This is a genomic window from Phytopseudomonas flavescens (genome assembly GCF_900100535.1).
Taxonomy (GTDB): Bacteria; Pseudomonadota; Gammaproteobacteria; order Pseudomonadales; family Pseudomonadaceae; genus Aquipseudomonas; species Aquipseudomonas flavescens.
Genome location: NZ_FNDG01000004.1, coordinates 25,334 through 49,485 on the forward strand (window position 1 = coordinate 25,334; position 24,152 = coordinate 49,485).

Sequence of the window (24,152 nt, forward strand, 5' to 3'; positions counted from 1 at the left end):
ATGCGTTCGATCTTTGCCGTACTGCCTCTGCTGGCGTTGGTTGGCTGTTCTTCGTATCAGGCTGATGCCGATAAGCTCGTGAGCGTGCCGGCCGAGCGCCTGCTGGCGCATCAGGCGCCGGTCAACGGTGGCGGCGAGGTCGTGGTCACCCGTGATCTCGGCCTGATGGGCGGTGGTTGCTACGTCGCGGTGCTGGTCGATCGGCGAATCGCCGCACGCATTGCGGTGGGCGAGCAGGCGCGTTTTCAGTTACCGGCAGGTAGGCATATTCTCGGCATCACTGCCGATACCCAGGACCCAACCCTCTGCGGCAAGGGGCGCCTCAACCGTGAAGTGGCGGTCAAGGTCGAGGCCAGCGGCAGTGCGGAGTTGCGTATCGTCAGCCAGAACCGCGGCGGCTTCGATATCCAGCAGCAGTGATCGTTGTTCAGCGCGAGCCGCGTCGGGCATGCGGGTCAGCTGGTCACCCGGGCTTGGACGCCTGTTCGACGTGCCATGCCCAGGCAAAGATCGCCAGTCCGGCAAGTGCCGTTACCGCGCCGATGTAACCCGTCGACGTCCAGCCGAAGCCGGCGCTGATCGCCAGGCCGCCGAGCCAAGGGCCCAGCGCATTGGCGATGTTGAAGGCAGCGTGATTGGAAGCGGCGGCCAGGGTCTGGGCGCCGGTCGCCACATCCATCAGGTGGGTCTGCAGGGCCGGTGAAAGCGCCGCGATGGTACCCAGGGCGAGAATCGCCGGCAGCATCGTCCAGATCGAATGGCTGGCCGCAGGCAGCATGAGCAGCAGCAGCGCGCTCCAGAGCAGTATCCAGGCTACCGACTTGAACTGCAGGCGGTCGAACAGCCAGCCGCCTGCCATGTTGCCGAGGATGCAGCCGACGCCGAATACCGCCATGGCGACCGGGATCATGCCGGGGCGAACCTGGGTGACTTCCAGCAGTGTCGGGGCCATGTAGCTGAATACGCAGAACATCCCCGCGAAACCGATCGAGCCGATACCGAGGGCGAGCCAGATGGGCGCACGGTTGAAGGCGCGCAACTCGTTGATCGGGCTGCTGCGCACCTGGTCACGGTCGAGCGGCAGGAACAGGGCGACCATTGCCACGGTCAGCAGGGCAATCACGCTGACCAGGGCGAAGGCATAGCGCCAACTGACGCTCTGCCCCAGCCAGGTGGCCAGTGGGTTGCCGACCAGAATGGCCACGCTCAGGCCCATCAGCACGCGGCTCACCGCCTTGGCGCGCTTGTGCGGCGGTGCCATCGAGGCGGCGACCAGCATGGCGACACCGAAATACGCGCCGTGGGGCAGCCCGGCGAAGAAGCGGAATACCAGCAGCGATGAATAGCCGGGCGCCAGCGCGCTGGCCAGGTTGCCCACGGCGAATACGCCCATCAACAGCAGCAACAGGTTCTTGCGCAGCAGGCGTGCGCCCAGCAGCGCCAGGATCGGCGCGCCGACCACCACGCCAAGGGCGTAGCTGCTGATCAGGTGACCGACCTGCGGCTCGCTGACGCCCAGGTCACTGGCTACGTTGGGCATCAAGCCCATGATCGAGAATTCGCTGGTGCCGATGGCGAAACCGCCAAGTGCCAGGGCCAGTTCGATCAGCAGGATCGCCCCCGCGCTCAGGCGAGTGGAGTCGTGGGCGGGGCCACTCATGGGTCTACCTCGATAAGGTGCGGCGAATCAGGCGGGGCATTATTCACGCATTGGGCCGTCGAGAAAACCGCTTTGTTGCGCAGCCTCGCTCAGCGGTAGCGCTGCAGGATGGCCGTGAATTCACCGTCGCGCTCCATTTCTTCCATGGCGCGCAGCAACTGCATGGTGGGTACGTCCGGTGCGTCGCGAACCAGGCAGGCGGCCATGTCGCGGGCCAGCTCATGGACTTCGTACAGTGTGTGGGCATCGTCGCTCTGGCGGTTGTACCAGTGCAGCGCGAGCTCGTTGCTGATCGCATATTCGTAACGTCCGGCTGCGAGCTTGCTCAGTACCAGGCCCTGGGTGCGGCCGTCGTTGCGCAGCAGCTTGCCGGTCATGAACAGGGTATGCAGCGTCGGGTAGGAGAAACCGAGCACCGTGCCTATCGATTGCCTGGGCAGCTCGTCTGGGCTTGTCGGCCGCGGGCTGCGGCCAACCAGCAGATCGCGCTGCATCATGAAGGGAATGCTCCACAGGTATCCCGGGTAGTCCTCGCTTAGCCACCCAGGGTTCACGTAGCAGCGCACGTCTATTTCGTTGTGCAACAGGGCGCGCTGAACGCGCAGGCGCGGCATTACCAGCAGTTGGGCTGGGCGGCCGATCTTTGCTGCCAGCCGCATGGGCAAGTCATGGAGGATGCCACCGACCGCTTCGCCGTGGCGTATATCGACCAGCGGCATGACGCCGCTTTCGGTGATCGAGAAGCGTATTGGCCGTTCCTCGGCGATGCAGCAGAGGCTGAACAGGGCAAGCAAGGCGGCGCACAGGCGTGAGTACAGGTAGCGAACCTGGCGCGATTGGCTGTGGTCGGAAACAATCGGTTGTCTGGAGTCGATGCGCTGCTGGGGCATGGTGACGGGACTTCCTCGTCCGTTGCGGTAGGCGGAAACTTTAGATTATTGTTTTGAAAGGCTTTTTATATGGGTCGATTGACTGAGCATATTGGATTGATGGTTTCAATCAATGGGCTCTTCGACGCATATGGGGCTACTATCTCTCCTGTAAATTTTTCAACCCTCCAAGGAGTTCACTGATGTCTTTGATTAACACTCAAGTCCAGCCGTTCAAGGTCAATGCATTTCACAATGGCAAATTCATCGAAGTCACCGAAGAAAGCCTGAAGGGCAAGTGGTCGGTACTGATCTTCATGCCGGCAGCTTTCACCTTCAACTGCCCGACCGAGATCGAAGACGCCGCCAACAACTACGAAGCCTTCCAGAAGGCCGGCGCCGAGGTGTACATCGTCACCACCGACACCCACTTCTCCCACAAGGTATGGCACGAAACGTCGCCTGCCGTCGGCAAGGCCCGCTTCCCGCTGATCGGCGACCCGACTCACCAGCTCACCAATGCATTCGGCGTGCACATCGCTGAAGAAGGCCTGGCACTGCGCGGCACCTTCGTGATCAACCCGGAAGGCCAGATCAAGACCGTCGAAATCCACTCCAACGAGATCGCTCGTGACGTGGCCGAGACCCTGCGCAAGCTGCAAGCAGCCCAATACACCGCTGCTCACCCGGGCGAAGTCTGCCCGGCCAAGTGGAAAGAAGGCGCTCAGACTCTGGCTCCTTCCCTGGACCTGGTCGGCAAAATCTAAAAACGGTCGGGAAACTACTGGGCGTCGCTCGCTACGTTTCCCAATCCGTTTTACGCGCTCATCAAATCAATAACTGATTTGGAAGCGCGCCCGAGCGCCCGGGCGTAACCCGTCCGGGCGTTTTATTGCCCGAATTTCGTCATTGAGGACTCGTTTATGTTGGACGCCACGCTTAAAACCCAGTTGAAGGCCTACCTGGAGAAGGTCAGCCAGCCGTTCGAGATCGTCGCGTCCCTCGATGACAGCGACAAATCCCAGGAGCTGAAAGGCCTGCTCGACGACATCGTCAGCCTGACCGACAAGATCACCCTGAACACCGATGGCACCGACGCCCGCGTGCCGTCGTTCGCCCTGAATCGCCCCAACGGCAACATCAGCCTGCGCTTCGCCGGCCTGCCGATGGGCCACGAATTCACCTCGCTGGTGCTGGCCCTGCTGCAAGTCGGTGGTCACCCGTCGAAGCTGGCGGCCGAAGTGATCGAGCAGATCGCCGGCCTCGAAGGTGAATTCAACTTCGAGACCTACTTCTCGCTGTCCTGCCAGAACTGCCCGGACGTGGTCCAGGCGCTGAACCTGATGGCCGTGCTCAACCCCAACATTCGCCACGTGGCCATCGACGGCGCGCTGTTCCAGGACGAAGTCGAGTCCCGGCAGATCATGTCGGTGCCGAGCATCTACCTGAACGGCGAGCTGTTCGGCCAGGGCCGCATGGACGCCGAGCAGATCCTCGCCAAGATCGACACCGGCGCCTCGGCCCGTGATGCGGTCAAGCTGAACGCCAAGGACGCCTTCGACGTGCTGGTCATCGGCGGTGGCCCGGCCGGTGCTGCGGCAGCCATCTACGCCGCCCGTAAAGGCATCCGTACCGGTGTCGCCGCCGAGCGCTTCGGCGGTCAGGTGCTCGATACCATGGCCATCGAGAACTTCATCTCGGTCCAGGAAACCGAAGGCCCGAAACTGGCCCGCGCCCTGGAAGAGCACGTCAGGCAGTACGACGTCGACATCATGAACCTGCAGCGTGCCAGCGCGCTGATTCCGGCCACCAGCGCTGGCGGTCTGCACGAGGTGAAGTTCGAGAGCGGCGCGAGCCTGAAAGCCAAGACCGTGATCCTGTCCACCGGTGCGCGCTGGAGAGAGATGAACGTGCCCGGCGAGAAGGACTACCGCAACAAGGGCGTGGCCTACTGCCCGCACTGTGACGGCCCGCTGTTCAAGGGCAAGCGCGTGGCAGTGGTCGGCGGCGGCAACTCCGGCGTGGAAGCGGCCATCGACCTGGCGGGTATCGTTGCCGAAGTGACACTGCTGGAATACGACAGCAAGCTGCGTGCCGATGCCGTGTTGCAGAAAAAGCTCTACAGCCTGCCCAACGTCAAGGTGATCACCAGTGCCCTGACCAGCGAAGTGAAGGGCGATGGCCAGAAGGTCACTGGCCTGATCTACAAGGACCGCAACTCCGATGAGTTCGTCCCGCTGCAGTTGGAGGGAATCTTCGTGCAGATCGGCCTGCTGCCTAACTCCGAGTGGTTGAAGGGCTCGGTGGAGCTGTCGGAGCGTGGCGAGATCATCGTCGACGCTCGTGGTGAAACCTCGCTGCCCGGCATCTTCGCCGCAGGTGACGTGACCACGGTGCCGTACAAGCAGATCGTCATCGCCGTAGGCGAGGGCGCCAAAGCTTCGCTGAGCGCTTTCGATCACCTGATCCGCAGCTGATGCGCTGAGCCGCACGTATGAAAGGCGGGCCCTGGTGGCCCGCCTTTTTCATTCCTGCTTTCCTGGGATCCGTCAGGCACGACGCTTTCTATCCGCTCCCTACCGGTGTCAGCGCTTGTCCGCTCGGCCAGGCCTGATTCCTTCAGGGCAGGTCGATCGGTTTTGCCAGGCGCGTTTCCAGGGCGTGCGCCTGTTCGAGTAACGGTTCGAGTGCCTCTTTCGCCTGCGGACCCTGGGAAAAGCGCTGCCGCGGTGCGAGGATGCAGCAGGTATGGCAAGCGTATCGCGTGTGGACGATCCCCTGCCGAAGGGCATCGCGATTACCGATTGCTGCAGGGCATAGGGAGGCATCATGCTGACGTTATACGGCTACTGGCGCTCCAGCGCCGCCTACCGGGTGCGTATCGCGCTCAACCTGAAGGGGCTCGCTTACCGGCAGGTTGCGGTGCACCTGGTACGCGACGGGGGTGAGCAGCATGCTGATGCCTACCGGGCGCTGAATCCCCAGGGGCTGGTACCGCTGCTGGTGGATGAGGAAAATGCTGGGACACGGATCGCCCAGTCCCTGGCGATTCTCGAATACCTCGACGAGGTCTTCCCGGTGCCGCCGATATTGCCCGGCGACCCGGCACAGCGCGCGGCGGTCAGGGCTCTGGCGCTGCATATCGCCTGTGAGGTGCATCCGCTCGACAACCTGCGGGTGCTGCAGTATCTCGAGCGCGAGCTTGGCGTCAGCGAGGAGGGCAGGAACGCCTGGTACCGGCACTGGGTGGCCCAGGGCCTGGCCGCCGTGGAGCAGGGGTTGGTGGCGTACGGTGAAACATTTTCCCTGGGCAAGCGGCCCGGCTATCTGGAAGCCTGTTTGCTTCCACAGGTGTACAATGCGCGCCGTTTCGACTGTGACCTCGATGCGTACCCACGCATCCTCGCTCTGACCGCACGCTGTGAAGCGCTCGAGGCGTTCCGGCAAGCCGCACCGGATGCCCAGCCCGACGCGCAGTGAGCCGTCGGCCGCTAATGACCGCGAGACAGCCACGCCATTCCGCCAGGCCACGAGCCTGGCGGGTTCGATCCCGTCACGGTCGATCACCCACAGGTGACAGATGCCAAGCGAAATGCTCCAGACAGGCCCGCTCAAGCGTGGCCTGAAGAACCGTCATATCCAATTGATTGCCCTGGGCGGTGCCATCGGTACCGGTCTGTTCCTCGGTTCGGCCGGGGTCATGGCCTCAGCCGGACCATCGATGATCCTCGGCTACGCGATTGGCGGCTTCATCGCCTTCCTGATCATGCGCCAGCTTGGCGAGATGATCGTCGAAGAGCCGGTGGCCGGCTCCTTCAGCCATTTCGCCCACGCCTACTGGGGCCCATTCGCGGGCTTCCTCTCGGGTTGGAACTACTGGGTACTCTACGTGCTGGTCGGCATGGCCGAGCTCACGGCGGTGGGCAAGTACGTACAGTACTGGTGGCCGGAGGTGCCGACCTGGGCCACCGCGGCGGTGTTCTTCGTGGCCATCAACGCCATCAACCTCAGCAACGTGCGGGTATTCGGCGAGGCGGAGTTCTGGTTCTCGATCATCAAGGTGGTGGCCATCCTCGGCATGATCCTGCTCGGCGGCTATCTGCTGTTCAGCGGTGCGGGCGGTGAGCAGGCCTCGGTGAGCAACCTGTGGAGCCACGGCGGCTTCTTCCCCAATGGCATCTCGGGGCTGGTGATGATGATGGCCATCATCATGTTTTCCTTCGGTGGCCTGGAGCTGGTCGGCATCACTGCGGCCGAAGCCGATCAGCCGAGGACGGTGATCCCCAAGGCGATCAACCAGGTGGTCTATCGCATCCTGATCTTCTATATCGGCGCGCTGACCGTGCTGCTGTCGCTGCACCCCTGGGACGATCTGGTGGCGACCCTCACCGCTGGCGGCGATTCCTATGGCAGCAGCCCCTTCGTGCAGATCTTCTCGCTGATCGGCAGTGATACCGCTGCGCATATCCTCAACTTCGTGGTGCTCACCGCGGCGTTGTCGGTCTACAACAGCGGCGTGTACTGCAACAGCCGCATGCTCTACGGACTGGCGGAGCAGGGCAATGCGCCCAGTGCGTTGCTCAAGGTCGACAAGCGCGGTGTGCCGGTGTTGGCGATCTTCTTCTCGGCGGCCTTCACGCTGGTCTGCGTGGTGGTCAACTATTTGGTACCCAAGAGCGCCCTGGAGCTGCTGATGTCCCTGGTGGTCGCCGCGCTGGTGATCAACTGGGCGATGATCAGCCTGGCCCACATAAAATTCCGCAAGGCCATGCAGGCCAAAGGCGTCGAGCCGTCGTTCAAGGCCTTCTGGTTCCCCTTCGCCAACTACCTGTGCCTGGCGTTCGTACTGTTCATCCTGGGTGTGATGCTGTTCATTCCAGGCATTCGCATGTCGGTGTTCGCCATCCCGTTCTGGCTGCTGTTCATCTGGGGCTGCTTCCAGCTGCGCCAGCGTCGGCTCGTTCGCTAGGGTCTGCAACACCCGCAGTGCAAGGCTGCGGGTGTCATTCGTGGCATCTGGCGGGCTGCAACCTTTTGTTGCGCTATGGCAAACCCCAGGATGAATCAAAGGCTATAGTGGCAACGTGATACCTCCGGTTTTTCGCTAAGACTTCGCGTCACGCGGCCGATGACCTCTCCTGAGCCCTGAAGCGTGCCGACACCGCGGCGCTCGGGTACAGCAATCTATAACAATAAATGGAGCTGCTTAGATGGTGCATTCTGCCACTCGACTGTTCGTCGACCTTTCCGTAGGCAAGAAACTTCTGATGGGCTTTGGCCTGGTGCTGTTGCTGACCGTTGCCGTGACCGGCAGTGGTTTCGTTGCCGTGCAGGCGGTGATGAAGGGGCATGCCCAGTCCCTCGGGCTGTCCACCATCGACGCGCAGATACTCGGTGCGAGGCGCATGGAACGCGACTACGCCATCAGCCACAGTGAAGCCGATGCGCAGCGCATGCGTGAGCAGCTCGCCAAGGTGCGTGCCGGCCTGGCCGAGCAGATCGCCAGTGCCACCCCCGCCGAACGTGAACGTCTGCAGGCCATGGATACCGCCACCGCGGACTACCTGCAGCAGTTCGACGCCAGCGTGCAGCAACAGGCCCGCGCCAGCGAAGCCCGTACCCAGATGGGCGAAGCGGCCCAGGAAGCGCGTAGCCAGTTCGAGATGATCGAGCTGGGCATGTACGACGCCGTGCGTGAATTGCGCCTGGCCGGCGATCAACTGCGCGGCAGCGACCCGCTGACCCTGGCGGAAACCGCCTCCAACCTCAGCAAGCGCATGCTCGAACTGCGCGGCCACGAAAGCCAGTTCATCATCGATGGCTCGCCGGCGGCCCTGGAAGACTGGAACTTCGTCAGTTACGACCTGCAATCGTCGGCCAGCGGCCTGATGGTATGGCTCAACGACGATCAGAAGCGCGCGATCGAGGCCGCCCTGGTGGCGCTTGGCACCTACCAGCAGGCGTTCACCAATTTCCAGCAGCTCTACGAACAGAGCAAGGCCAGTGATGCCGCCATGCTGCAGCAGGCCGATCAGGTGCTCGCGCTGGCCGAACAGGCCAAGAATATCGAAGAGCAGAGCATGAGCGATGACAGCCGCAGCGCCATGTTGCTGCTCGGCAGCATGGGCGGGGCCGCCGTGCTGATCGGCCTGTTCGCGGCGCTGAGCATCAGCCGTTCCATCGTCGCACCGCTGCGCCAGACCGTGGCCTTCGCCCAGCGCATCGCCGGCGGAGACCTCAGTCAGGATCTGCCCCAGGATCGCCATGACGAACTCGGCCAGCTGCTCGAGGCCATGCAGGGCATGACCCGCAGCCTGCGCGATCTGGTCGGACGGATTGGCGCCGGGGTTGGGCAGATCGCCGCGGCAGCCGAGCAGCTCTCGGCGATCACTGCCCAGACCAGCGCCGGCGTGCACACCCAGAAGGTCGAAACCGAGCAGATTGCCACCGCCATGCACCAGATGGCCGCCACCGTGCAGGAAGTGGCGCAGAACGCCGAACAGGCTTCCCTGGCCGCCGTCGATGCGGACCGCGAAGCCCAGCAGGGCAATCAGGTGGTGCAGCAGGCCATCGGTGAGATCGGCAGGCTGGCCCGTGAGGTCGAGCAGTCGGCCGAAGCCATGCAAGAGCTGAATCAGGAAAGCGGGCGCATCGGCAGCGTGCTGGAAGTGATCCGCGCGGTCGCCGAGCAGACCAACCTGCTGGCGCTCAACGCCGCCATCGAAGCGGCCCGTGCCGGTGACCAGGGTCGCGGTTTCGCCGTGGTGGCCGATGAAGTGCGCGCCCTGGCACGACGTACCCATGACTCGACCCAGGAAATCGAGAACCTGATCGCCAATCTGCAGCGTCTGGCCGGTGGCGCCTCGGCGCAGATGGAAGGCAGCCGTGCCCTGACCCAGCGCACCGTCAGCCTGGCGGGGGAGGCCGGTGATGCCCTTGGGCGCATCACCCAGGCAGTGAGCACCATCGAGCAGATGAACCAGCAGATCGCCGCCGCCGCCGAACAGCAGAGCGCCGTGGCGGAAACCATCAGCGAGAGCGTGACCCGAGTACGTGATATCGGCGAACAGAGCGCCAGCGCCAGCCAGCAGACCGCCAGCTCGAGCGCCGAACTGGCGCGCCTTGGCGTCGAGCTGCAGGGCCTGGTGCGGCAGTTCCGAACTTGAGGCCGGAGATACCCGGGAGAGGGTCTCCCGGGTATCGCTTCGCTCGACCCAGGCTACGGCTGCTTTCGTTTCACGACTCCGGGGGATGCACGCGAACTCTGTAGCCTGGGTTGAGCCTGCGAAACCCAGGAGGATTTCCCGGGTATCGCTTCGCTCAACCCGGGCTACGGTTCACAACGCCGGGTCTTTCCTGTCGTTCGCGGAGCTGGCGGCTTTGCGGCCTGGGGCCAGGTCGCCAGCCGGTGGTGCGCTGCCGCCTTGCGGATAGTGACTCAGCTCGCTGGCCCAGAGCGCCAGTGGGACCGGTGTCGAGGGCTGCCAGATACGCTGCCAGAGCAGGGCCAGGCGTTGCATGTCGCCACGCTCCGAGGGCCAGCGCTCAATGAATGGCTGCACCTGCCAGGTATCGCCCTTGCGGTGAGCGAAGTCGAAGCGGAACGGGTGGAAACCGGTCATGCCCAGGCGGATATCGGTGACCACCAGATGATCGCCAAGTCGGTCGTAACGCAGCACGTCATTGGTGAACCACTTCAAGCGCTGATGGGCTGGCGAATCGTTCAGCGCCTCGCCCAGTGCGGCCCCGCGGGGCATGCGCTCCAGCACCGGTGGCGCGCCGTCGAACCAGCCGACCAGCGCCTCGTGGTAGTCCTCGCCCTCGATCACGATGACCCGCCACAACAGCGTATTGAACGGCGTCGGCGCGCTGAAGATGGCGTCGGCTTCGATGCCCTGGCGGGCCAGTTCCTGCTCCACCCGGTGCTCGGCCATGTATTTGCCGCCCAGGGTCGAGGCCAGATACAGGGTGGAAAACGCCAGCGCCCAGTTGACCACCGGGTTGGCCCTATCCTTCAGGCCGCTGATCAGCCCATGGATCACCGCGCCAAGCAGCGGCAGGCTGTAGATCGGGTCGATGATGAAGATGCTCGACCAGGCCGCCGGCGTGGGCGCCAGCGGCCAGAGCAGTTGTGTACCGTAACTGGTGAAGGCGTCGAGCAGCGGATGGGTGATCAGTACCAGCCAGATCGCCAGGAACAGCCGTCGCGCCGAATAGCCGGGGTGGGGCCGCCACTGTCGTATCAGCCAGGTCAGCAGCAGGGCGAAGCCGCTGAGCACGAACAGCGAATGACTGAACCCGCGGTGGTAGGTCATCGCTGCCACCGAGTCGCCGTAGTCGATGACCACATCCAGATCCGGCAAGGTGCCCAGCACGGCACCATAAAGCAGCGCCTTGCGCCCCTGCCAGCGCCCCAGCAGGGCGCCCTGAATACTGGCGCCGAGTACGGCTTGGGTAATCGAGTCCATGGTCTTCTCTGAAATGCCTGCGCGGTCGACTACGTTACTTGAGCGCCTTGCACCTTGTATCGGCAAATTTCAAGCAAAGGTTTCAGTCGATGGACCCTAATCCATGTTGCTGACATGGGCGGACACGATCCGCCAGGCGCCCGCGATGCGTATCCAGGTCTGGGTCTGGCGGCCGGTACGCGGGTTGCCCTCACGGCTGAAAGCCATATGGGTGACCGCACTGTCGTTGCCGAAGCTGGTTATCGAGCGCTCGATGATCCGTCGCGACAGCCCGGTCGCCGGCCGGTCATCACGAAACGCCCGGATCGCCGCACTGCCGTAGAGGTTTTCCGTAGCGCCGTAGCGGACCGTATGGGGGCTCTGCCAGAACAGCTGGTCGAGCGTGGCGACGTCGTTGCTGACCAGGGCCTGTTCGTAGCGCTCGAAGGCTGCGCTGACCTGTGCGATGACCAGAGGCTCGTTGAGCGCCGGCTCATCGGCTGCGGGCGATCCGTACAGGCGTGCTGGCGTCTGGCATACGCCGCGCCCGAGCAGGCCCGCTTCACCTCGGGCATCGAGCATGGCGATGGCCACCCGAGGCAGGCTGCCGCGATGGTCGATCCGAGCACTGTCGATGGCGGCGCCCAGACCGAAGGGGGCGAACAGCGGGTGCTGGCCTACCTGCCAGTGCGGTGCGCCAGCCGGGCGCCCCGGCAGCCAGCCGGCCATATCGGCGGCGACGCCCGTGGCGTGCTGCCAGGCCTGGGCACCGAAGCCTGCCGCATCGATCACACCGCTGTCGCCGAGCATGGGACTGATCGGCTCTTCACCCGCTTTCAGGCGCGGGCCCTGTGGCGTGTGGGCCGCGGCGGTGCGCCAGCGCGTGGGCTCGCCAGCCAGCCGGATGCCGACCTCGATACCGTTGCCGGCCAGCCCCACCAGCAACGACCGTGCCGCGGGCTCATCGCATAGCGTGTCGAGCAGCAAATGGCAGGCGGCCATCCACAGCGTCAGGAAGAACAGCGGGGTTTCATCGAGCATCCGCTCGACGCCGTCGGCACCTTCCAGCAGCGGCATCAACCGCGCCTGCAGTGCCTGGCTGGCACCGCTGGTGACGCTGTGCAGGTCGTCACCGCGTTGCAGACCGGCGACTGCCAGGGGCAGCAGATCGATGGGGCCGTTGGCCAGGGCGGTCTGCAACACCCGGGCAAGCTCGCCGTCGCGCCAGGCCAGACGCTCGATCACCGCCTGCTGGCGCGTGCCGAAGCGGATCTGCGGTCCCCGGCCACTGCCCAGGATGGACCAGCAGGGGCGCGGGTTGATCGCAACGGCATCGACCACCTCGACCAGCGTCGTACTCGGTGAAATCACCGCCGCCAGTGGCGTCACCACATTGAAATCCTGAGCCGATTCGAGGCGCACTTCACCGCTGGTGATCAGGTATTGCGCTGCCGCCTCGCTGTCGGCCCAGCCCTCGTGCAGGCAGCAGAGCAGCGCGGATGACAGGATCGGCGCGCTCGGTTGCTGACCGAGACGAAAGGGCGGCCCGGCGTGCAGCAGGGTTCTGTCGGGCAGGTCTATGGCCTCGGCGGCGCTGACCACCCGTTGCCAGACGGGACGCACGGCATACAGCTTTTCCAGTGCTGGCTGCAGATCGGTCATGGGGTTCGCTCGCTCCCTGGAGTGTCTAGATGTCCAGCACCAGCCGGGCGCTGTTACTGCTGGAGCAGCAGATCATCATGCTGCCGCGCCGGGCATGTTCCTCGACCGAGTACACCGAGTCCGCGTGCAGCGGATCGCCTTCCAAGACCTTCACTTCGCAGGCACCGCAAATGCCTTGCTCGCAGGAGTACATGACATCGGCACCGACCTCGAGCAGGGCGCCAAGGATGGTTTCGCCCTTGCAGACCTGCACTTCGGTGCCCGAACGCGCGAGCACCACGGTGAAGGTTTCGCTAGCCGTGGCTGGTGGGCTGGCACCCTGGAAACGCTCCACGCGCACGTGTTCCAGGCCATGGGCGGCGCTCAGCGTCTCGAGGTCGGCGAGCATGCGCAGCGGGCCGCAGCAATAGATCTCGGTGCGCGGGTCGACAGCAGCGAGGATATCGGCGAGGGACTTGCGCCCCGCAGTGCCGGAGACGTGCAGGGTCACGTCATCGCTGCGCTGCAGTGCATCGAGGAACAGGGTCTGTTCGGCAGACCGGCTCCAGTAATGCAGATGCACCCTGCGCCCGGCACCGCGCAGCTCCGCGAGCATCGAGAACAGCGGCGTGATACCGATGCCACCGGCAAGCAGCAGAACCGGGGCATCGCCATCGGCGAGCGCGAAGTGGTTGCGTGGCGGCTGCAGGACGAAGGTCTGGCCGACCCGTGCCTGATCGTGCAGCCAGCGCGAGCCGCCGAGGCCGTCGGCGTCACGCTTGACCGCCACCACATAGCGCTCGGCATCGCACAGTGGAGTGAGCAGCGAGTACGAGCGGATCTGCTCGTTGTGCAGCACGATGTCCAGGTGGGCGCCGGCCTGGACCGCTGCCAGGGGCTGGCCGTCCAGCGGCTGGAATTCGTAGAGCACGATGTCCTGTGCCCCGTAGCGCATGGCCGTGAGGCGGAACGTCGGCGCGAGCGCTTCAGACGGTGCCATAGTTGATACCCATTCCGCGCAGCCAGGCCCGGTACTTCATGCCGAGCAGGTCGGTGCTGTGGTGCAGCTCCTGGCGCAGGTCGGTGGGGATGCGTTCCGGGCGCTGGGTGTCGACGATCGCGCTGTCCTGGGCGTAGACCAGGTCCTGACGGCGACGTACGTCCTCATCGCTGGGCATCGGGTCGAAGTTCATGGCGCAGCAGATGCGCACGATGCTGCGCGTCTCGCTGACCTGCTGCATGGTGAAAAAGGTGCAGAAGCGGTCGTTCTCGTTACCTTCATGGGCGCGCAGCGGGTCGGAAATGATCAGGCGCTTCTTGAAGTAGGCCACGCCCGGGCGCAGGCATTTGTAGGCGTAGTAGGCGATGACCGGCACCTGGCGTGGGTCGCCATACGGCTGGGTGACCTGTACTTCCGAGGTGGCCAGCACGCCATCCTCTTCCCACACCCGGTACTGGCCGATGGGGTCCGGCGCGTCCATCAGGCCGTTGACGCCGGCATGCACGAAGGGAAAGTGGGTCGGGTCGATGAAGTTCTCCAGCGCGCGGTAGCCGGATTTGAACTCGTACGGTCCGCAGACCACCTTCTTGTAGCTGTCGTCGAGCCATTCGGGGAAGGCGGCGATATCCTGCTGCGGTTCACCCAGGCAAGTCCAGATGAAACCGTAAGCCTCCTTCACAGGGTGGGCGATGGCCTTGGCCTTTTTCATCGGCGTTTCGTTGGGCGATGCCGGAATCAGCGTGCACTGCGCGCTGCCGTCGTAGTTCCAGCCGTGGTACGGGCAGATCACCTTGTCGGACGCGATGAAGCCTTTGGACAGGCGTGCGCCACGGTGAATGCACAGGTCTTCCCAGACATAGGCCTGGCCCTTGGAGTCCCGCCAGATCACCAGGTCACGGTCGAACAGGGTGGACGGATACAGCGTGCCCTCTACCACGTCCTCGCTGCTGGCCACCACGTGCCAGTCATTGAGCAGGGCGGGAGCCAGGGGGGCGTCCAGGTTGTTGAGATGCTCTTTGCAATTCATGGGGTCGAACTCCGTTCCTGCACGTAAGGATTCCAGGCCGGCAAAGCGCTGGAGTGAAAGCTCGCAGTGCGCGAATGTTTTCAATGGCCAATGAAAAGCAAGAGGTATGCCACGTTTTTTCTAGGCAGCTGTAACCCAGGCGTGGCCTAATGAGCCGACTTACCTGGATGCCCCATAGTTGCAGCGGGGTTTGGCGGGCTGCCATATAAACGTGCGCAGTTTGAGTGGTATGCCACTTACTTGGGCGGGTGTGCTAGCCTGGCGACGCGAATGCGAACAAGAAGCCTCCTTATCTGGAGGCATGATTCGTGCTGGGGATATCATCGTCTGGCGATGTCGTCGGCGATTCGGGCGGCGACGTGGATGGCGCTGCCGATAGTGGCGAGCTGTGCGAGCGTAGCGACGCAACTGTTCAATCATCAGTGAGTAGCCGGGAGCTACGGAGCGCAATATGGGCAACCAAGAAGTAAAAGCCATGGTCGATGAGGCAGTCAGTCGCTCGAGCCTGTTGGGTCGACCTGGCTTTCTGATACGCCGTCTGCATCAGGTGCACTGCAGCCTGTTCCAGGAGGAAACCCGGGGGCAGGACATCACGCCGGTGCAGTACAGCCTGCTCAGTTCACTGGCAGTATTGGGCGAGCTGGATCAGAACACCATCGCCCAGGCCATCGGCCTCGAGCGTACCAGCGTTGCCGAGGTGATTCCCCGTCTCGAGGCGCGTGGCTTGCTGCTGCGCCGGCAGAGCGAAAAGGACAAGCGCGTCAAGCTGGTGAAGCTGACCCGCAAGGGCAAGACCCTGGTGACCCGCATGAACGATGCCGTGCAGCGCGCCCATGACCGCACGCTGGAGGCGCTGCCGGCCGAAGAGCGCGACCTGTTCATGCTCCAGCTGATCCGCCTGGTGGAGGCCGGCAACGAGGTCAAGAGCGCTCCATTGCGTCTGCAGCCGGCAAAGGCCGACAGCTGATGCCGGGGGCGGCGTCAGCTCAGCTGACGGGCCAGGGCGAGCAGGGCACGGTCGCTGCCCCGAGGGCCGATCAGCGAGACGCCCACCGGCCCATCGGCGCTCTGCAGCAGCGGCACGGATACCTGGGGTAACCCACCGACGCCGGCGATGGCGGTCATGCGCTGGGTTGCCAGGCGAATCTGTTCGACCTGCTCGTCGCTGGCCGTCAAGGCGATCGCCGGGCTGGGTGCCGTCGGCAGGCACAGTACGCCGTCATCGCCGAGCAGGGCATCCAGCTGCCCACGCAATACGCCAAGGCGTTTCTGCGCCGCCGCAGCATCAGCGGCACTGACGCGGCTGGCATTGGCGAAGCGCTCTTTCACCCCAGGACCGAACTGCGGCTGGTGCCGGCTGATCCAGCTGCCGTATTCCTGCCAGGCTTCGAAGGCCTGCAGGGTGCGGAAATCGTTGGCGAAGTCGGCCAGGGACGGCAGTGCCTGCCAGCCATCGCAGGGCAGCGGCAGGCGCGACAGGGTCAGCCAGCTGTTGAATTGCGCCAGCACCGCTTCGCCAGCCTCCTCACGCACGTTGCTGACCAGCAGCACGCGTTGCAGGCGATGTTCACTCGCCGGCAACAGCACCTTGCCGACCCGTTCCAGGGTTTCGCCGTCGCGGGCGAACCAGCCCAGGCAGTCGAAGCTGCGTGCCAGTTGCGCACAATGCGCATAGGTGAGCGCACCGTGGCTGGGGCGCAGCCCGTGAATCCCGCAGTAGCTGGCTGGAATACGGATCGAGCCACCGGTATCGCTGCCCATGGCGAAATCCACCAGGCCTGCGGCAACCACCGATGCCGAGCCGCTCGACGAGCCGCCCGCCGTCGCGCCCGGCACCGCGGGGTTGGGGGGCGTGCCGTAGTGGACGTTGCTGCCAGCCAGGCTGTAGGTCAGCTCGTCGGTGTGGGTCTTGCCCGTCAGCGTGGCACCCGCGGCCAGAAGTTGCTCGATCAGCGGCGAGGTGCTTTGCGCAGGCGGGTGGCTGTCCCGCCACAGCGGGTGACCGCAACCGGTGCGGTGGCCGGCGATTGCCATCACGTCCTTGACCGCGAAGCTCAGGCCGTCGAGGGGGCCCGAACCGGTGGCGGCAAGATGGATCGGATCATCGGTGATCATTCCGTTGGCGAGCTTCATGAGCATGTTCCTGACAGTGAGCGATGAAAGATAACAGGTGAGCGAGCCCGGCACGCATGGTGCCGATAGCCAGGCCGGAATTCATTCGGCCAACGGGCGATATCGCCGGCAAGCCGGCTCCTACAGATGCGATTTCTGCATACCTGTAGGGGCGATCCGATTCTTCACTCAGGCCGCGAAGCTGGAATGGGGCGGCAGGATCGAGGCGACGGCGTCGAAGCGTTCGCCGTCTTTCAGGCAGAACGCCGGTGTCAGCAGGCGGTCGCTGTAGGCGGCGGTGCCTTCGTTATCCTTCAACTGGAAGCGCCCACGCTCATCGTTGAGTACGCTGATGTCGGCCGGGTTGCCGATGGCCAGGGTGCCGAGGTCTTTCGGCAGACCGAACACCTCCACCGGGTTGCAGGTGGCCATGGCCACCACATGGTTGATGGGCAAGCCCAGGGCCAGCATGCTGGTCATCGCCGAGGCCATGGAGAAGCGCTGCTTGCCGAAGAACATGTGCTCGCTATCCGAGTGTTCTTCTGGCGTGCCCGGTGGGGCAGGAACCAGGGTGTTGTAGCCGTGCATGTCGGCGCCAAGGGTGTCGGGAATCACCCCGCCATCGAGAACGATGCGCGCGCACTGGAAGCTGAAGTGCGAGCCGTGACCGACATCCACCTTCAGCCCCATGTCCCTGGCCAGGGTCATGAAGGGGTGCAGCTTGCCGTCGGCGCTGACCACGCCGCCCGGATGACGGGAGAACGGGTGGGCGAGGATATCGCCGGCTTTGAGCATCGGCACCACGTCGGCGAGGATCGAGTCGGGATGCACCGGGCTCGGGTCCCCCGGGCTTGGCCACAGCTGGCCGAAGTGAATGTACAGCGGCATGCTGGCGCGCCGGGAGATCTCCGCGCTCATCGCCATCACATCGCTGCCCCAGCGTTCGAAGCCGCCCAGTTCGGCATGGGCCTTGAAGCCCTTGATGATGTCGGTATTGGCCAGCGCCGCGCGCACGGTCGCGTCGACGTCCACGCACTCCGGGGTATACAGGCTGGGGTAGAAGTGGCCCTCCAGGCCGCCGACCAGATAGGCCGAAAGGTAGGCGAATACGCGGGTTCTCTTGGCCTTGACCACGTGCTCGCGGAACGCCGGCAGCGTCATGCACGATGGGCCGCCCTGGTCGATCAGGGTGGTCACCCCGGAGTGCACGCCGGCGAGGTCGGCATCCAGGCCGAAGCGGCCCGTCACGTATTCGAAGACGTGGCCGTGGGTGTCGATCAGGCCAGGCGTGACCAGCTTGCCGCTGACATCGATCACTGTGGTTGCCGTACCGGCGGCGCCAGGCGCGGTGATCGCCTCGATCCGGCCATCGCTGATGGCAATGTCGAAATTCCCGTCGTATCCCTGGGCGGGGTCGATCAGGTAGCCACCTTTGAGGATTACATCAGCCATTGCTCTTCACCTTCTACTCGTCGCGAACTCAACACAGCGTTGAGGTATGCCCGAGTGGGTGCAACGGCTGTGCCATTCAGGCCGTTTTGGTTTCTGTTTATGGTGCAAGAAATTGATCCATATGGATTTATTTCTGTATTTATAGAGGGGTATACCACTCTTTATGGTTTCGCATAGCGGGTCCGAAATTGTCATCGGTGAACTAAAGTGGGGTATACCACCTATTTCTGCCTTGTTTTGATGCACCCATGAGTCTTCCTTCGCAAAGCCCGGCGTTGCCCGCTGAAAGAACGTCCTCCACCGTCCAGCGAGCATCGCTATCGAGCGGCGCCACTATCGGCACACAGGCTTCGCCCATTTAGGTGGCATACCACCCATATCGCGAGCGCTGTTGGGGCGGACGACGCTTGCCAGGTCGCTCATGAAAAACAGAAGAATTCGCCAACTATCTGACAGATAAGTGTAAAAAATAAATGGCATGCCACTTGCTTTGACCCTTGCGCTGCGCCGGCCGTCCTCTTGCGTGTCCGGATCGATGTCAACGTCAATAACTAGAAGGAAGTCAGCATGTCAGCAATTCGCGACCTTGTTTGCTCCACCGCCGTTGCCAGGGGGCAGGTTGGTAAATCTCTTTCGACCCTCGCGCTGGCACTGGCGACCACCATCGGCGCAGTGTCCATCAGCCAGGCCATGACGGCCGAGGAAGTGAAGGCCCGGGGCTATGTGGTAGTGGCTACCGAAGATGACTACCGCCCCTTCGAGTTCATGGAGAACGGCAAGTCCACCGGCTACGACAACGAGCTCAAGGACCTGGTGGAAAAGGAAACCGGCCTGGAACTGCGTCAGCAGATCATGCCCTGGGCCGGGATTCTCTCCGGCGTCACCAGTGGCAAGTTCGACATGGCGCTGTCTGCGGTCATGGTCACCGCCGAACGCAAGCAGAGCTTCGACTACACCACGCCCACGGCCGAATCGGCGACCTACTACGGGGTGAAGAAGGGCAGCTCGATCAAGACCGCCGAAGACCTGATCGGCAAGGTGGTCGGCGCCGAGACCGGTAGTGCCTTCCTGGCCGAACTCAAGGCGTTCGACGCCAAGCTCAAGGCCAACAAAGGCGAGGGCGTGAAGAAGATCATGGAGTACCACGGCTACCCCGAGGCCTACCAGGATCTCGCCCAGGGCCGTATCGACGCGGTGGTCAACACCGACCTGACCCTGCGCGCACTGGTCAAGGAGCGCGGCGACGTGTTCGAGCTGGGCCATCCCATCGGCGAGCCGGGCTACAAGGCCTGGGCGGTCAAGAAAGGCAATGATGGCGTGCTCGAGGTGATCAACGACGCGCTGCTTAAGATCCGCGAGAGCGGCGAGATGTACCGTCTGCAGGAAAAATGGTTGGGCGTGCGCTTCGAGAACATGCCGCTTGACGTGAACTGATGACACCACCATGAATGCATACGACTACTGGAGCATCCTGCAGGGTGCGTTTGCCACGGTGGGTGTGTCGCTGGTAGGGATCGTGATTGGCATTCCTCTGGGGCTGGGCCTGGCGCTGGTGCGCTGGGCCCAGGTCCCGGTAGCCCGGCAACTGGCCTATGTGTATGTCAGCATCATCAGGTCCTGCCCGGCAGTGACCCTGATCCTGCTGGTCTACTTCGGCCTGCCGCAGTTCGGCATCTCGCTGAGCCCGCTGCTCGCCGCACTGATTTCCCTTTCGGTCACCGCCGCCGCATTCAACTGCGAGATATGGCGCGCGGCCTTGCTGGCTTTCGATCGCCAGCAGTACGACGCGGCGCTGGCCTTCGGCATGCCGCGGCGCATGCGGGTGATGCGCATCGTCCTGCCCCAGGTCTGGCAGTCGAGCCTGCCCGGGCTGGTCAACGAGATGACCATGCTGGTGAAGTCCAGCCCGGCCATCGCGGTGATCGGCATGGTCGAGATCACCCGTGCAGCCCAGCGCGTCGGGGCGAGAACCTATGACCCCTTGCCGCCGCTGCTGGTCGGGCTGTGCCTGTACGTGGCGATCATCTTCCTGCTGGTCAGGCTGCAACGTCGCCTGGAACGCAACGTCCAGGGTCAGGAGGCCGCCGTATGAACCTCAGCGATTTCATCACCGTCTGGCAGCACTATCCGTCCATTCTGGAAGGCTTCATGAACACCCTGGTGTTCATCCTCATCGCCGGCAGCATGTCGCTGCTGCTGGGCATTCTGCTCACGCCACTGCTCATGTCCAACCGCGTGTTCGTTGGTCGCGGCGCTTCGTTCTACTGCGAGTGCATGCGCTGCACGCCGTTTCTGCTGCTGGTGTACCTGATCTATTTCGGGCTGCCATCCGGGGGCATCCAGCTGAGCAACTGGGTGTCGGGCATCGTCGCGCTGATCATCTACAACACCGCCTACATGGCGATCATCCTCAAGGGCGCCTGGAAGGATCTGCCCCACGACACCATCGAGGCGGGCAGGGCGTTCGGCTATCACGGCTTCGGCCTGCTGCGGCGCATCATCATGCCGCCGGTGCTGCTGCGTGCCACGCCAATGATCGGCAACCAGATGATCCAGATCGTCAAGGACAGCGCCTTTCTGGGCATCATCGCCGTGACCGAGCTGACGGCCGCCATCAACGCCGTGCAGTCGACCTACTTCATCCCCTTCGCCAGCTTCCTGTCGGCGGTGCTGATGTACTGGGTGATCTGTCTGGCCATCGAATTGCTCACCAACCTATTTACCCGTTACGCCGAGGTGCGCCGCGCATGAGCAGTCTTATGAACAACGTGGATACGTCCGCAACCAGCAAGGTGCTGCAGGTACAGGGCGTGTCCAAGTCCTTCGGCGCCAACCGCGTGCTGGCGGATGTGTCCCTGGATCTCGAGCGTGGCGAGGTGCTGTGCCTGCTCGGGCCGTCGGGCTGTGGCAAGTCGACCCTGCTGCGCTGCATCAACTGGCTGGAGACGCCGGATGCCGGCAGCATTCGCCTCAACGCCAAGCGCTTCGGCGCGCACAAGGGCGGCGCCCGGATCGGCGATGCCGAGTTGGCGCAGATGCGCTCGCGCATCGGCATGGTATTCCAGCACTTCGCCCTGTGGCCGCACCTCACCGTGCTGGGCAATATCATGGAAGCCCCGGTTCACGTGCAGAAACGCAACCGCAAGCAGGTGCATGACGAAGCCATGGCGCTGCTCGCCAAGGTGGGGCTGGCCGACAAGGCCGGCATGTTCCCGTCGCGGCTCTCGGGTGGGCAGAAGCAGCGGGTCGGCATCGCCCGTGCGCTGGCCATGAAGCCGGACGTGCTGTTGTTCGACGAACCCACCAGCGCCCTGGACCCCATGCTGGTGGGCGAAGTGCTGGAGGTCATGCGCGATCTGGCCGCCGAGGGCGCGACCATGGTGATCGTCACCCATGAAATGGAGTTCGCCCGGCAGGTCGCCAGCCGGATCATCTTCATGGATGGTGGTCACATCGTCGAAAGCGGCTCGCCGCAAGCCTTCTTCAGCGCGCCACAAACGGCCCGCGCCCAGCAGTTTCTGGCGCCGTTCCGGCAGCGCGCCTGAGCCGCGCCGCTGGCCGCGAGCGCTGGTGCCTGGCGACGCTCAGGCGTTATGCTGCGCGGCTCAGCTCATTGCCGGAACCTCCATGCTGGTCATTTCCAACAGCATCCATCTGCCTGACGACGAAGTCGAACTCACCGCCATCCGCGCCCAGGGTGCAGGCGGGCAGAACGTCAACAAGGTGTCCAGCGCCATGCACCTGCGCTTCGACAGCCAGGCGTCGTCCTTGCCGCCGTTCTACAAGGAGCGGCTGCTGGCCCTGCGTGACAGCCGCATCACCGCCGATGGCGTGGTGATCATCAAGGCCCAGCAATACCGAACCCAGGAACAGAACCGCGCCGACGCTTTGGAGCGCCTGGCGGAGCTGATCCGTTGCGCGGGCAAGACCGAAAAGGCCCGCCGCCCCACCAAGCCGACCCTCGGCTCCAAGAAGCGTCGGCTGGAAGGCAAGACCAAGCGCGGGGCGATCAAGGCGGGCAGGGGCAAGGTCGACTTCTAATCCCAGTGCGGAGCGAAGCCCGGATTGGCCAGCCGCTCGCCGCGCTCCAGCTTGGCGATGGCCGCCATGTCCTGCTCGCTGAGCGTCAGCTTCAGTGCACCCAGGTTGCTTTCCAGATTGGCCCTTTTGGTGGACGACGGAATCACCGCGAAGCCCTGCTGCAGTGCCCAGGCCAGTGCGACCTGTGCCGGGTTGGCGGTGTGTTTGGCGGCGATGTCCTGGATCACCGGGTCGGTCATCACCTTGCCGTAGGCCAGGGGCATGTAGGCGGTCAGGTGCACGCCGTGTTCCCGGGCGAACGCTACCACCTTGCGGTTCTGCAGGAAGGGGTGGATTTCCACCTGGTGGGTGGCTATCTGGTCGGCGCCGACCACCTCCATGGCCTGTTGCAGGTGCGCGTTGGTGAAGTTGGACACACCGATCAGCGCGGTCAGGCCAGCGGCCTTGGCCTCCAGCAGGGCAGCCATGTATTCGGCCACCTGCAGCTCGTCATTGGGGGAGGGCCAGTGGATCAGGGTCAGGTCGACCTGCTCGAGGCGCAGCTTGCGCAGGCTTTCCTCGAGGCTGGGGATCAGCTTGTCGGCGCCCAGGTTGTCGGTCCAGATCTTGGTGGTGACGAACAGTTCGCTGCGCGGCACGCCGCTTTCGGCGATGGCCTGGCCCACTTCGGCTTCGTTGCCGTAGATCTGCGCGGTATCGATGTGTCGATAACCAAGCTCCAGGCCGGTGCGTACCGAATCGATCACCTGCTGATCCTTGAGGCGGAAGGTGCCGAGGCCGAGGGCGGGAATCTGTGGCATGTGGGTCTCCTGTCGAATGGGCAACTGTCTGTAGCTGACAGCGATGCCCGGGGGTTGTTGCGCCGGATTCGTGCGCCTGGTCTGTGCCATGGACTTATGCGCAGAAACCGCGTTTCATGCAGAGCATATTTGCGCCGCAATCACGAATGGTCGCCATGAAAACCACCCTCGACGAACTTCTCGCCTTCAGTACCGTAGTGGCCAGCGGCTCCATCAGCGCCGCCGCGCAGCAGCTGGGGCAGACCGCTTCGGGCATCAGTCGCGCCCTCAGCCGGCTGGAAGAAAAGCTCGATGTAACGCTGCTGCAGCGCACCACCCGGCGCCTGGAACTGACCGAGGAGGGCCATGCCTTTCTCGCCCAGGCGCGGCGCATCGTGGCCGGTGTCGAGGAGGCCGAGGAGCAGATGCGCGTGCGCAGGCAGACGCCGGCCGGGCGCTTGCGCGTCAACGCCGCTGCGCCGTTCGTGCTGCATGCGGTGGTGCCGCTGGTCAAAGGCTTTCGCGAGCGTTACCCGAATATCCAGCTGGAGCTGCACAGCAGCGATGAAATCATCGACCTGATCGAGCAGCGCACCGACGTGGCCATCCGCATCGGCCCGCTGCGTGATTCCACCCTGCATGCCCGGCCACTGGGCAGCAATCGCATCCGCGTTCTGGCCAGCCCTGCCTATCTGCAGGAGCGGGGCGTGCCGAACAGTGTCGAGGCGCTGGGCGAGCACAGCCTGCTCGGCTTCACCCAGCCGGAAAGCCTCAACCAGTGGCCGCTGCGCCATGAGCACGGCGACCGCTACGCCATCGAACCCAGCCTGCGGGCCTCCAGTGGCGAGACGCTGCGCCAGCTGGCCTTGAGTGGCGCGGGGATCGTCTGCCTGGCGGACTTCATGACCCACCGCGACCGCGCGTGCGGCGAGCTGGTGCAGGTCCTCGCGGAGCACACCGTGGAGGTTCGCCAGCCGATCCATGCCGTGTACTACCGCAACACCGCACTCACTTCACGCATCACCTGTTTTCTCGACTACCTGAGCAGCGAGCTGGGCCAGACGCTCTGAGTCATCGTGCACGCGCAATGGCGTGAAATGCGCTGGTTTTCGGGGCGCCTTTCG

At 64.0% G+C, this 24,152-nt stretch carries 22 protein-coding genes; 13 read left to right on the forward strand and 9 right to left on the reverse strand.

Annotated elements, in window-relative coordinates; all coding sequences use genetic code 11:
• Window positions 1-420: a 3-isopropylmalate dehydratase gene (locus tag BLR94_RS06185; protein WP_084303901.1), complete on the forward strand. Its 420-nt coding sequence runs from the start codon at window positions 1-3 to the stop codon at window positions 418-420.
• Window positions 421-463: 43 nt separating this feature from the next.
• Here the strand turns inward: BLR94_RS06185 and BLR94_RS06190 are convergent, their stop codons facing one another.
• Together BLR94_RS06190 and BLR94_RS06195 are read right to left on the reverse strand one after the other, a co-directional pair.
• A complete protein-coding gene (locus BLR94_RS06190; protein ID WP_084303902.1) occupies window positions 464-1,660 on the reverse strand; it encodes an MFS transporter in 1,197 nt (398 codons plus the stop codon).
• Window positions 1,661-1,749: 89 nt separating this feature from the next.
• On the reverse strand, window positions 1,750-2,550 hold the full coding sequence (locus BLR94_RS06195) for a substrate-binding periplasmic protein (protein ID WP_244158103.1): 801 nt from the start codon (window positions 2,548-2,550) through the stop codon (window positions 1,750-1,752).
• A 182-nt stretch (window positions 2,551-2,732) separates the two neighbouring features.
• Here BLR94_RS06195 and ahpC point away from each other — a divergent pair, with 182 nt between their 5' ends.
• The 5 genes from ahpC (at window position 2,733) to BLR94_RS06220 (ending at window position 9,695) form a co-directional block, all read left to right on the forward strand.
• Window positions 2,733-3,296, forward strand: coding sequence for an alkyl hydroperoxide reductase subunit C (gene ahpC / locus BLR94_RS06200; RefSeq protein ID WP_042552238.1), 564 nt, complete (start codon window positions 2,733-2,735; stop codon window positions 3,294-3,296).
• Window positions 3,297-3,452: 156 nt separating this feature from the next.
• A complete protein-coding gene (gene ahpF, locus BLR94_RS06205) occupies window positions 3,453-5,006 on the forward strand; it encodes an alkyl hydroperoxide reductase subunit F (RefSeq protein ID WP_084303903.1) in 1,554 nt (517 codons plus the stop codon).
• Between the two features lie 352 nt (window positions 5,007-5,358).
• A complete protein-coding gene (maiA, locus tag BLR94_RS06210) occupies window positions 5,359-6,009 on the forward strand; it encodes a maleylacetoacetate isomerase (RefSeq protein WP_084303904.1) in 651 nt (216 codons plus the stop codon).
• A gap of 100 nt (window positions 6,010-6,109) precedes the next feature.
• Window positions 6,110-7,498 carry an amino acid permease gene (locus BLR94_RS06215; RefSeq protein WP_084303905.1) on the forward strand — a complete coding sequence of 463 codons (1,389 nt, stop codon included), beginning with the start codon at window positions 6,110-6,112 and terminating at the stop codon, window positions 7,496-7,498.
• Window positions 7,499-7,739: 241 nt separating this feature from the next.
• On the forward strand, window positions 7,740-9,695 hold the full coding sequence (locus BLR94_RS06220) for a methyl-accepting chemotaxis protein (protein WP_084303906.1): 1,956 nt from the start codon (window positions 7,740-7,742) through the stop codon (window positions 9,693-9,695).
• 171 nt (window positions 9,696-9,866) lie between these two features.
• Here the strand turns inward: BLR94_RS06220 and BLR94_RS06225 are convergent, their stop codons facing one another.
• From BLR94_RS06225 to BLR94_RS06240, 4 genes are all read right to left on the reverse strand, one after another.
• Window positions 9,867-10,997 carry a metal-dependent hydrolase gene (locus tag BLR94_RS06225; protein ID WP_084303907.1) on the reverse strand — a complete coding sequence of 377 codons (1,131 nt, stop codon included), beginning with the start codon at window positions 10,995-10,997 and terminating at the stop codon, window positions 9,867-9,869.
• A gap of 96 nt (window positions 10,998-11,093) precedes the next feature.
• Complete coding sequence (hpxZ, locus tag BLR94_RS06230) at window positions 11,094-12,638, reverse strand: oxalurate catabolism protein HpxZ (protein ID WP_084303908.1); 1,545 nt, start codon at window positions 12,636-12,638, stop codon at window positions 11,094-11,096.
• A 25-nt stretch (window positions 12,639-12,663) separates the two neighbouring features.
• On the reverse strand, window positions 12,664-13,617 hold the full coding sequence (locus tag BLR94_RS06235) for a PDR/VanB family oxidoreductase (RefSeq protein WP_084303909.1): 954 nt from the start codon (window positions 13,615-13,617) through the stop codon (window positions 12,664-12,666).
• Window positions 13,604-14,644, reverse strand: coding sequence for an aromatic ring-hydroxylating oxygenase subunit alpha (locus tag BLR94_RS06240; RefSeq protein ID WP_084303910.1), 1,041 nt, complete (start codon window positions 14,642-14,644; stop codon window positions 13,604-13,606). The genes BLR94_RS06235 and BLR94_RS06240 overlap by 14 nt, the downstream gene beginning before the upstream one ends.
• A gap of 451 nt (window positions 14,645-15,095) precedes the next feature.
• On the opposite strand from BLR94_RS06240, the gene BLR94_RS06245 reads away from it, so the two are divergent.
• Window positions 15,096-15,611, forward strand: a complete 516-nt coding sequence (locus tag BLR94_RS06245) for a MarR family winged helix-turn-helix transcriptional regulator (RefSeq protein ID WP_084303911.1) — start codon at window positions 15,096-15,098, stop codon at window positions 15,609-15,611.
• A 14-nt stretch (window positions 15,612-15,625) separates the two neighbouring features.
• Here BLR94_RS06245 and BLR94_RS06250 read toward each other — a convergent pair whose 3' ends face one another.
• Both BLR94_RS06250 and BLR94_RS06255 read right to left on the reverse strand, forming a co-directional pair.
• Entirely contained in the window at window positions 15,626-16,777 is a 1,152-nt protein-coding gene (locus BLR94_RS06250) for an amidase (RefSeq protein WP_084303912.1), read from the reverse strand.
• Between the two features lie 168 nt (window positions 16,778-16,945).
• The gene (locus tag BLR94_RS06255) at window positions 16,946-18,208 is read right to left on the reverse strand and encodes an amidohydrolase/deacetylase family metallohydrolase (RefSeq protein ID WP_084303913.1); all 1,263 of its coding nucleotides are present in this window, start codon (window positions 18,206-18,208) and stop codon (window positions 16,946-16,948) included.
• A gap of 567 nt (window positions 18,209-18,775) precedes the next feature.
• On the opposite strand from BLR94_RS06255, the gene BLR94_RS06260 reads away from it, so the two are divergent.
• The 5 genes from BLR94_RS06260 (at window position 18,776) to arfB (ending at window position 22,249) form a co-directional block, all read left to right on the forward strand.
• On the forward strand, window positions 18,776-19,642 hold the full coding sequence (locus BLR94_RS06260) for a transporter substrate-binding domain-containing protein (protein WP_084303914.1): 867 nt from the start codon (window positions 18,776-18,778) through the stop codon (window positions 19,640-19,642).
• A 10-nt stretch (window positions 19,643-19,652) separates the two neighbouring features.
• Window positions 19,653-20,300, forward strand: a complete 648-nt coding sequence (locus BLR94_RS06265; protein WP_084303915.1) for an amino acid ABC transporter permease — start codon at window positions 19,653-19,655, stop codon at window positions 20,298-20,300.
• Window positions 20,297-20,959 (forward strand): amino acid ABC transporter permease, encoded by a 663-nt coding sequence (locus BLR94_RS06270; RefSeq protein ID WP_084303916.1) that lies wholly within the window; start codon window positions 20,297-20,299, stop codon window positions 20,957-20,959. Before BLR94_RS06265 ends, BLR94_RS06270 begins: the two co-directional genes overlap by 4 nt.
• On the forward strand, window positions 20,956-21,753 hold the full coding sequence (locus BLR94_RS06275) for an amino acid ABC transporter ATP-binding protein (RefSeq protein ID WP_084303917.1): 798 nt from the start codon (window positions 20,956-20,958) through the stop codon (window positions 21,751-21,753). Before BLR94_RS06270 ends, BLR94_RS06275 begins: the two co-directional genes overlap by 4 nt.
• Window positions 21,754-21,835: 82 nt before the next feature.
• Window positions 21,836-22,249 (forward strand): alternative ribosome rescue aminoacyl-tRNA hydrolase ArfB, encoded by a 414-nt coding sequence (gene arfB / locus BLR94_RS06280; protein ID WP_084303918.1) that lies wholly within the window; start codon window positions 21,836-21,838, stop codon window positions 22,247-22,249.
• On the opposite strand, the gene dkgB is transcribed toward arfB, so the two are convergent.
• Entirely contained in the window at window positions 22,246-23,049 is an 804-nt protein-coding gene (dkgB, locus tag BLR94_RS06285) for a 2,5-didehydrogluconate reductase DkgB (RefSeq protein ID WP_084303919.1), read from the reverse strand. The genes arfB and dkgB overlap by 4 nt on opposite strands.
• A gap of 155 nt (window positions 23,050-23,204) precedes the next feature.
• Between dkgB and BLR94_RS06290 the strand changes: the two genes are divergently transcribed.
• Window positions 23,205-24,098 carry a LysR family transcriptional regulator gene (locus BLR94_RS06290; RefSeq protein ID WP_084303920.1) on the forward strand — a complete coding sequence of 298 codons (894 nt, stop codon included), beginning with the start codon at window positions 23,205-23,207 and terminating at the stop codon, window positions 24,096-24,098.
• Window positions 24,099-24,152: the final 54 nt, after the last annotated feature.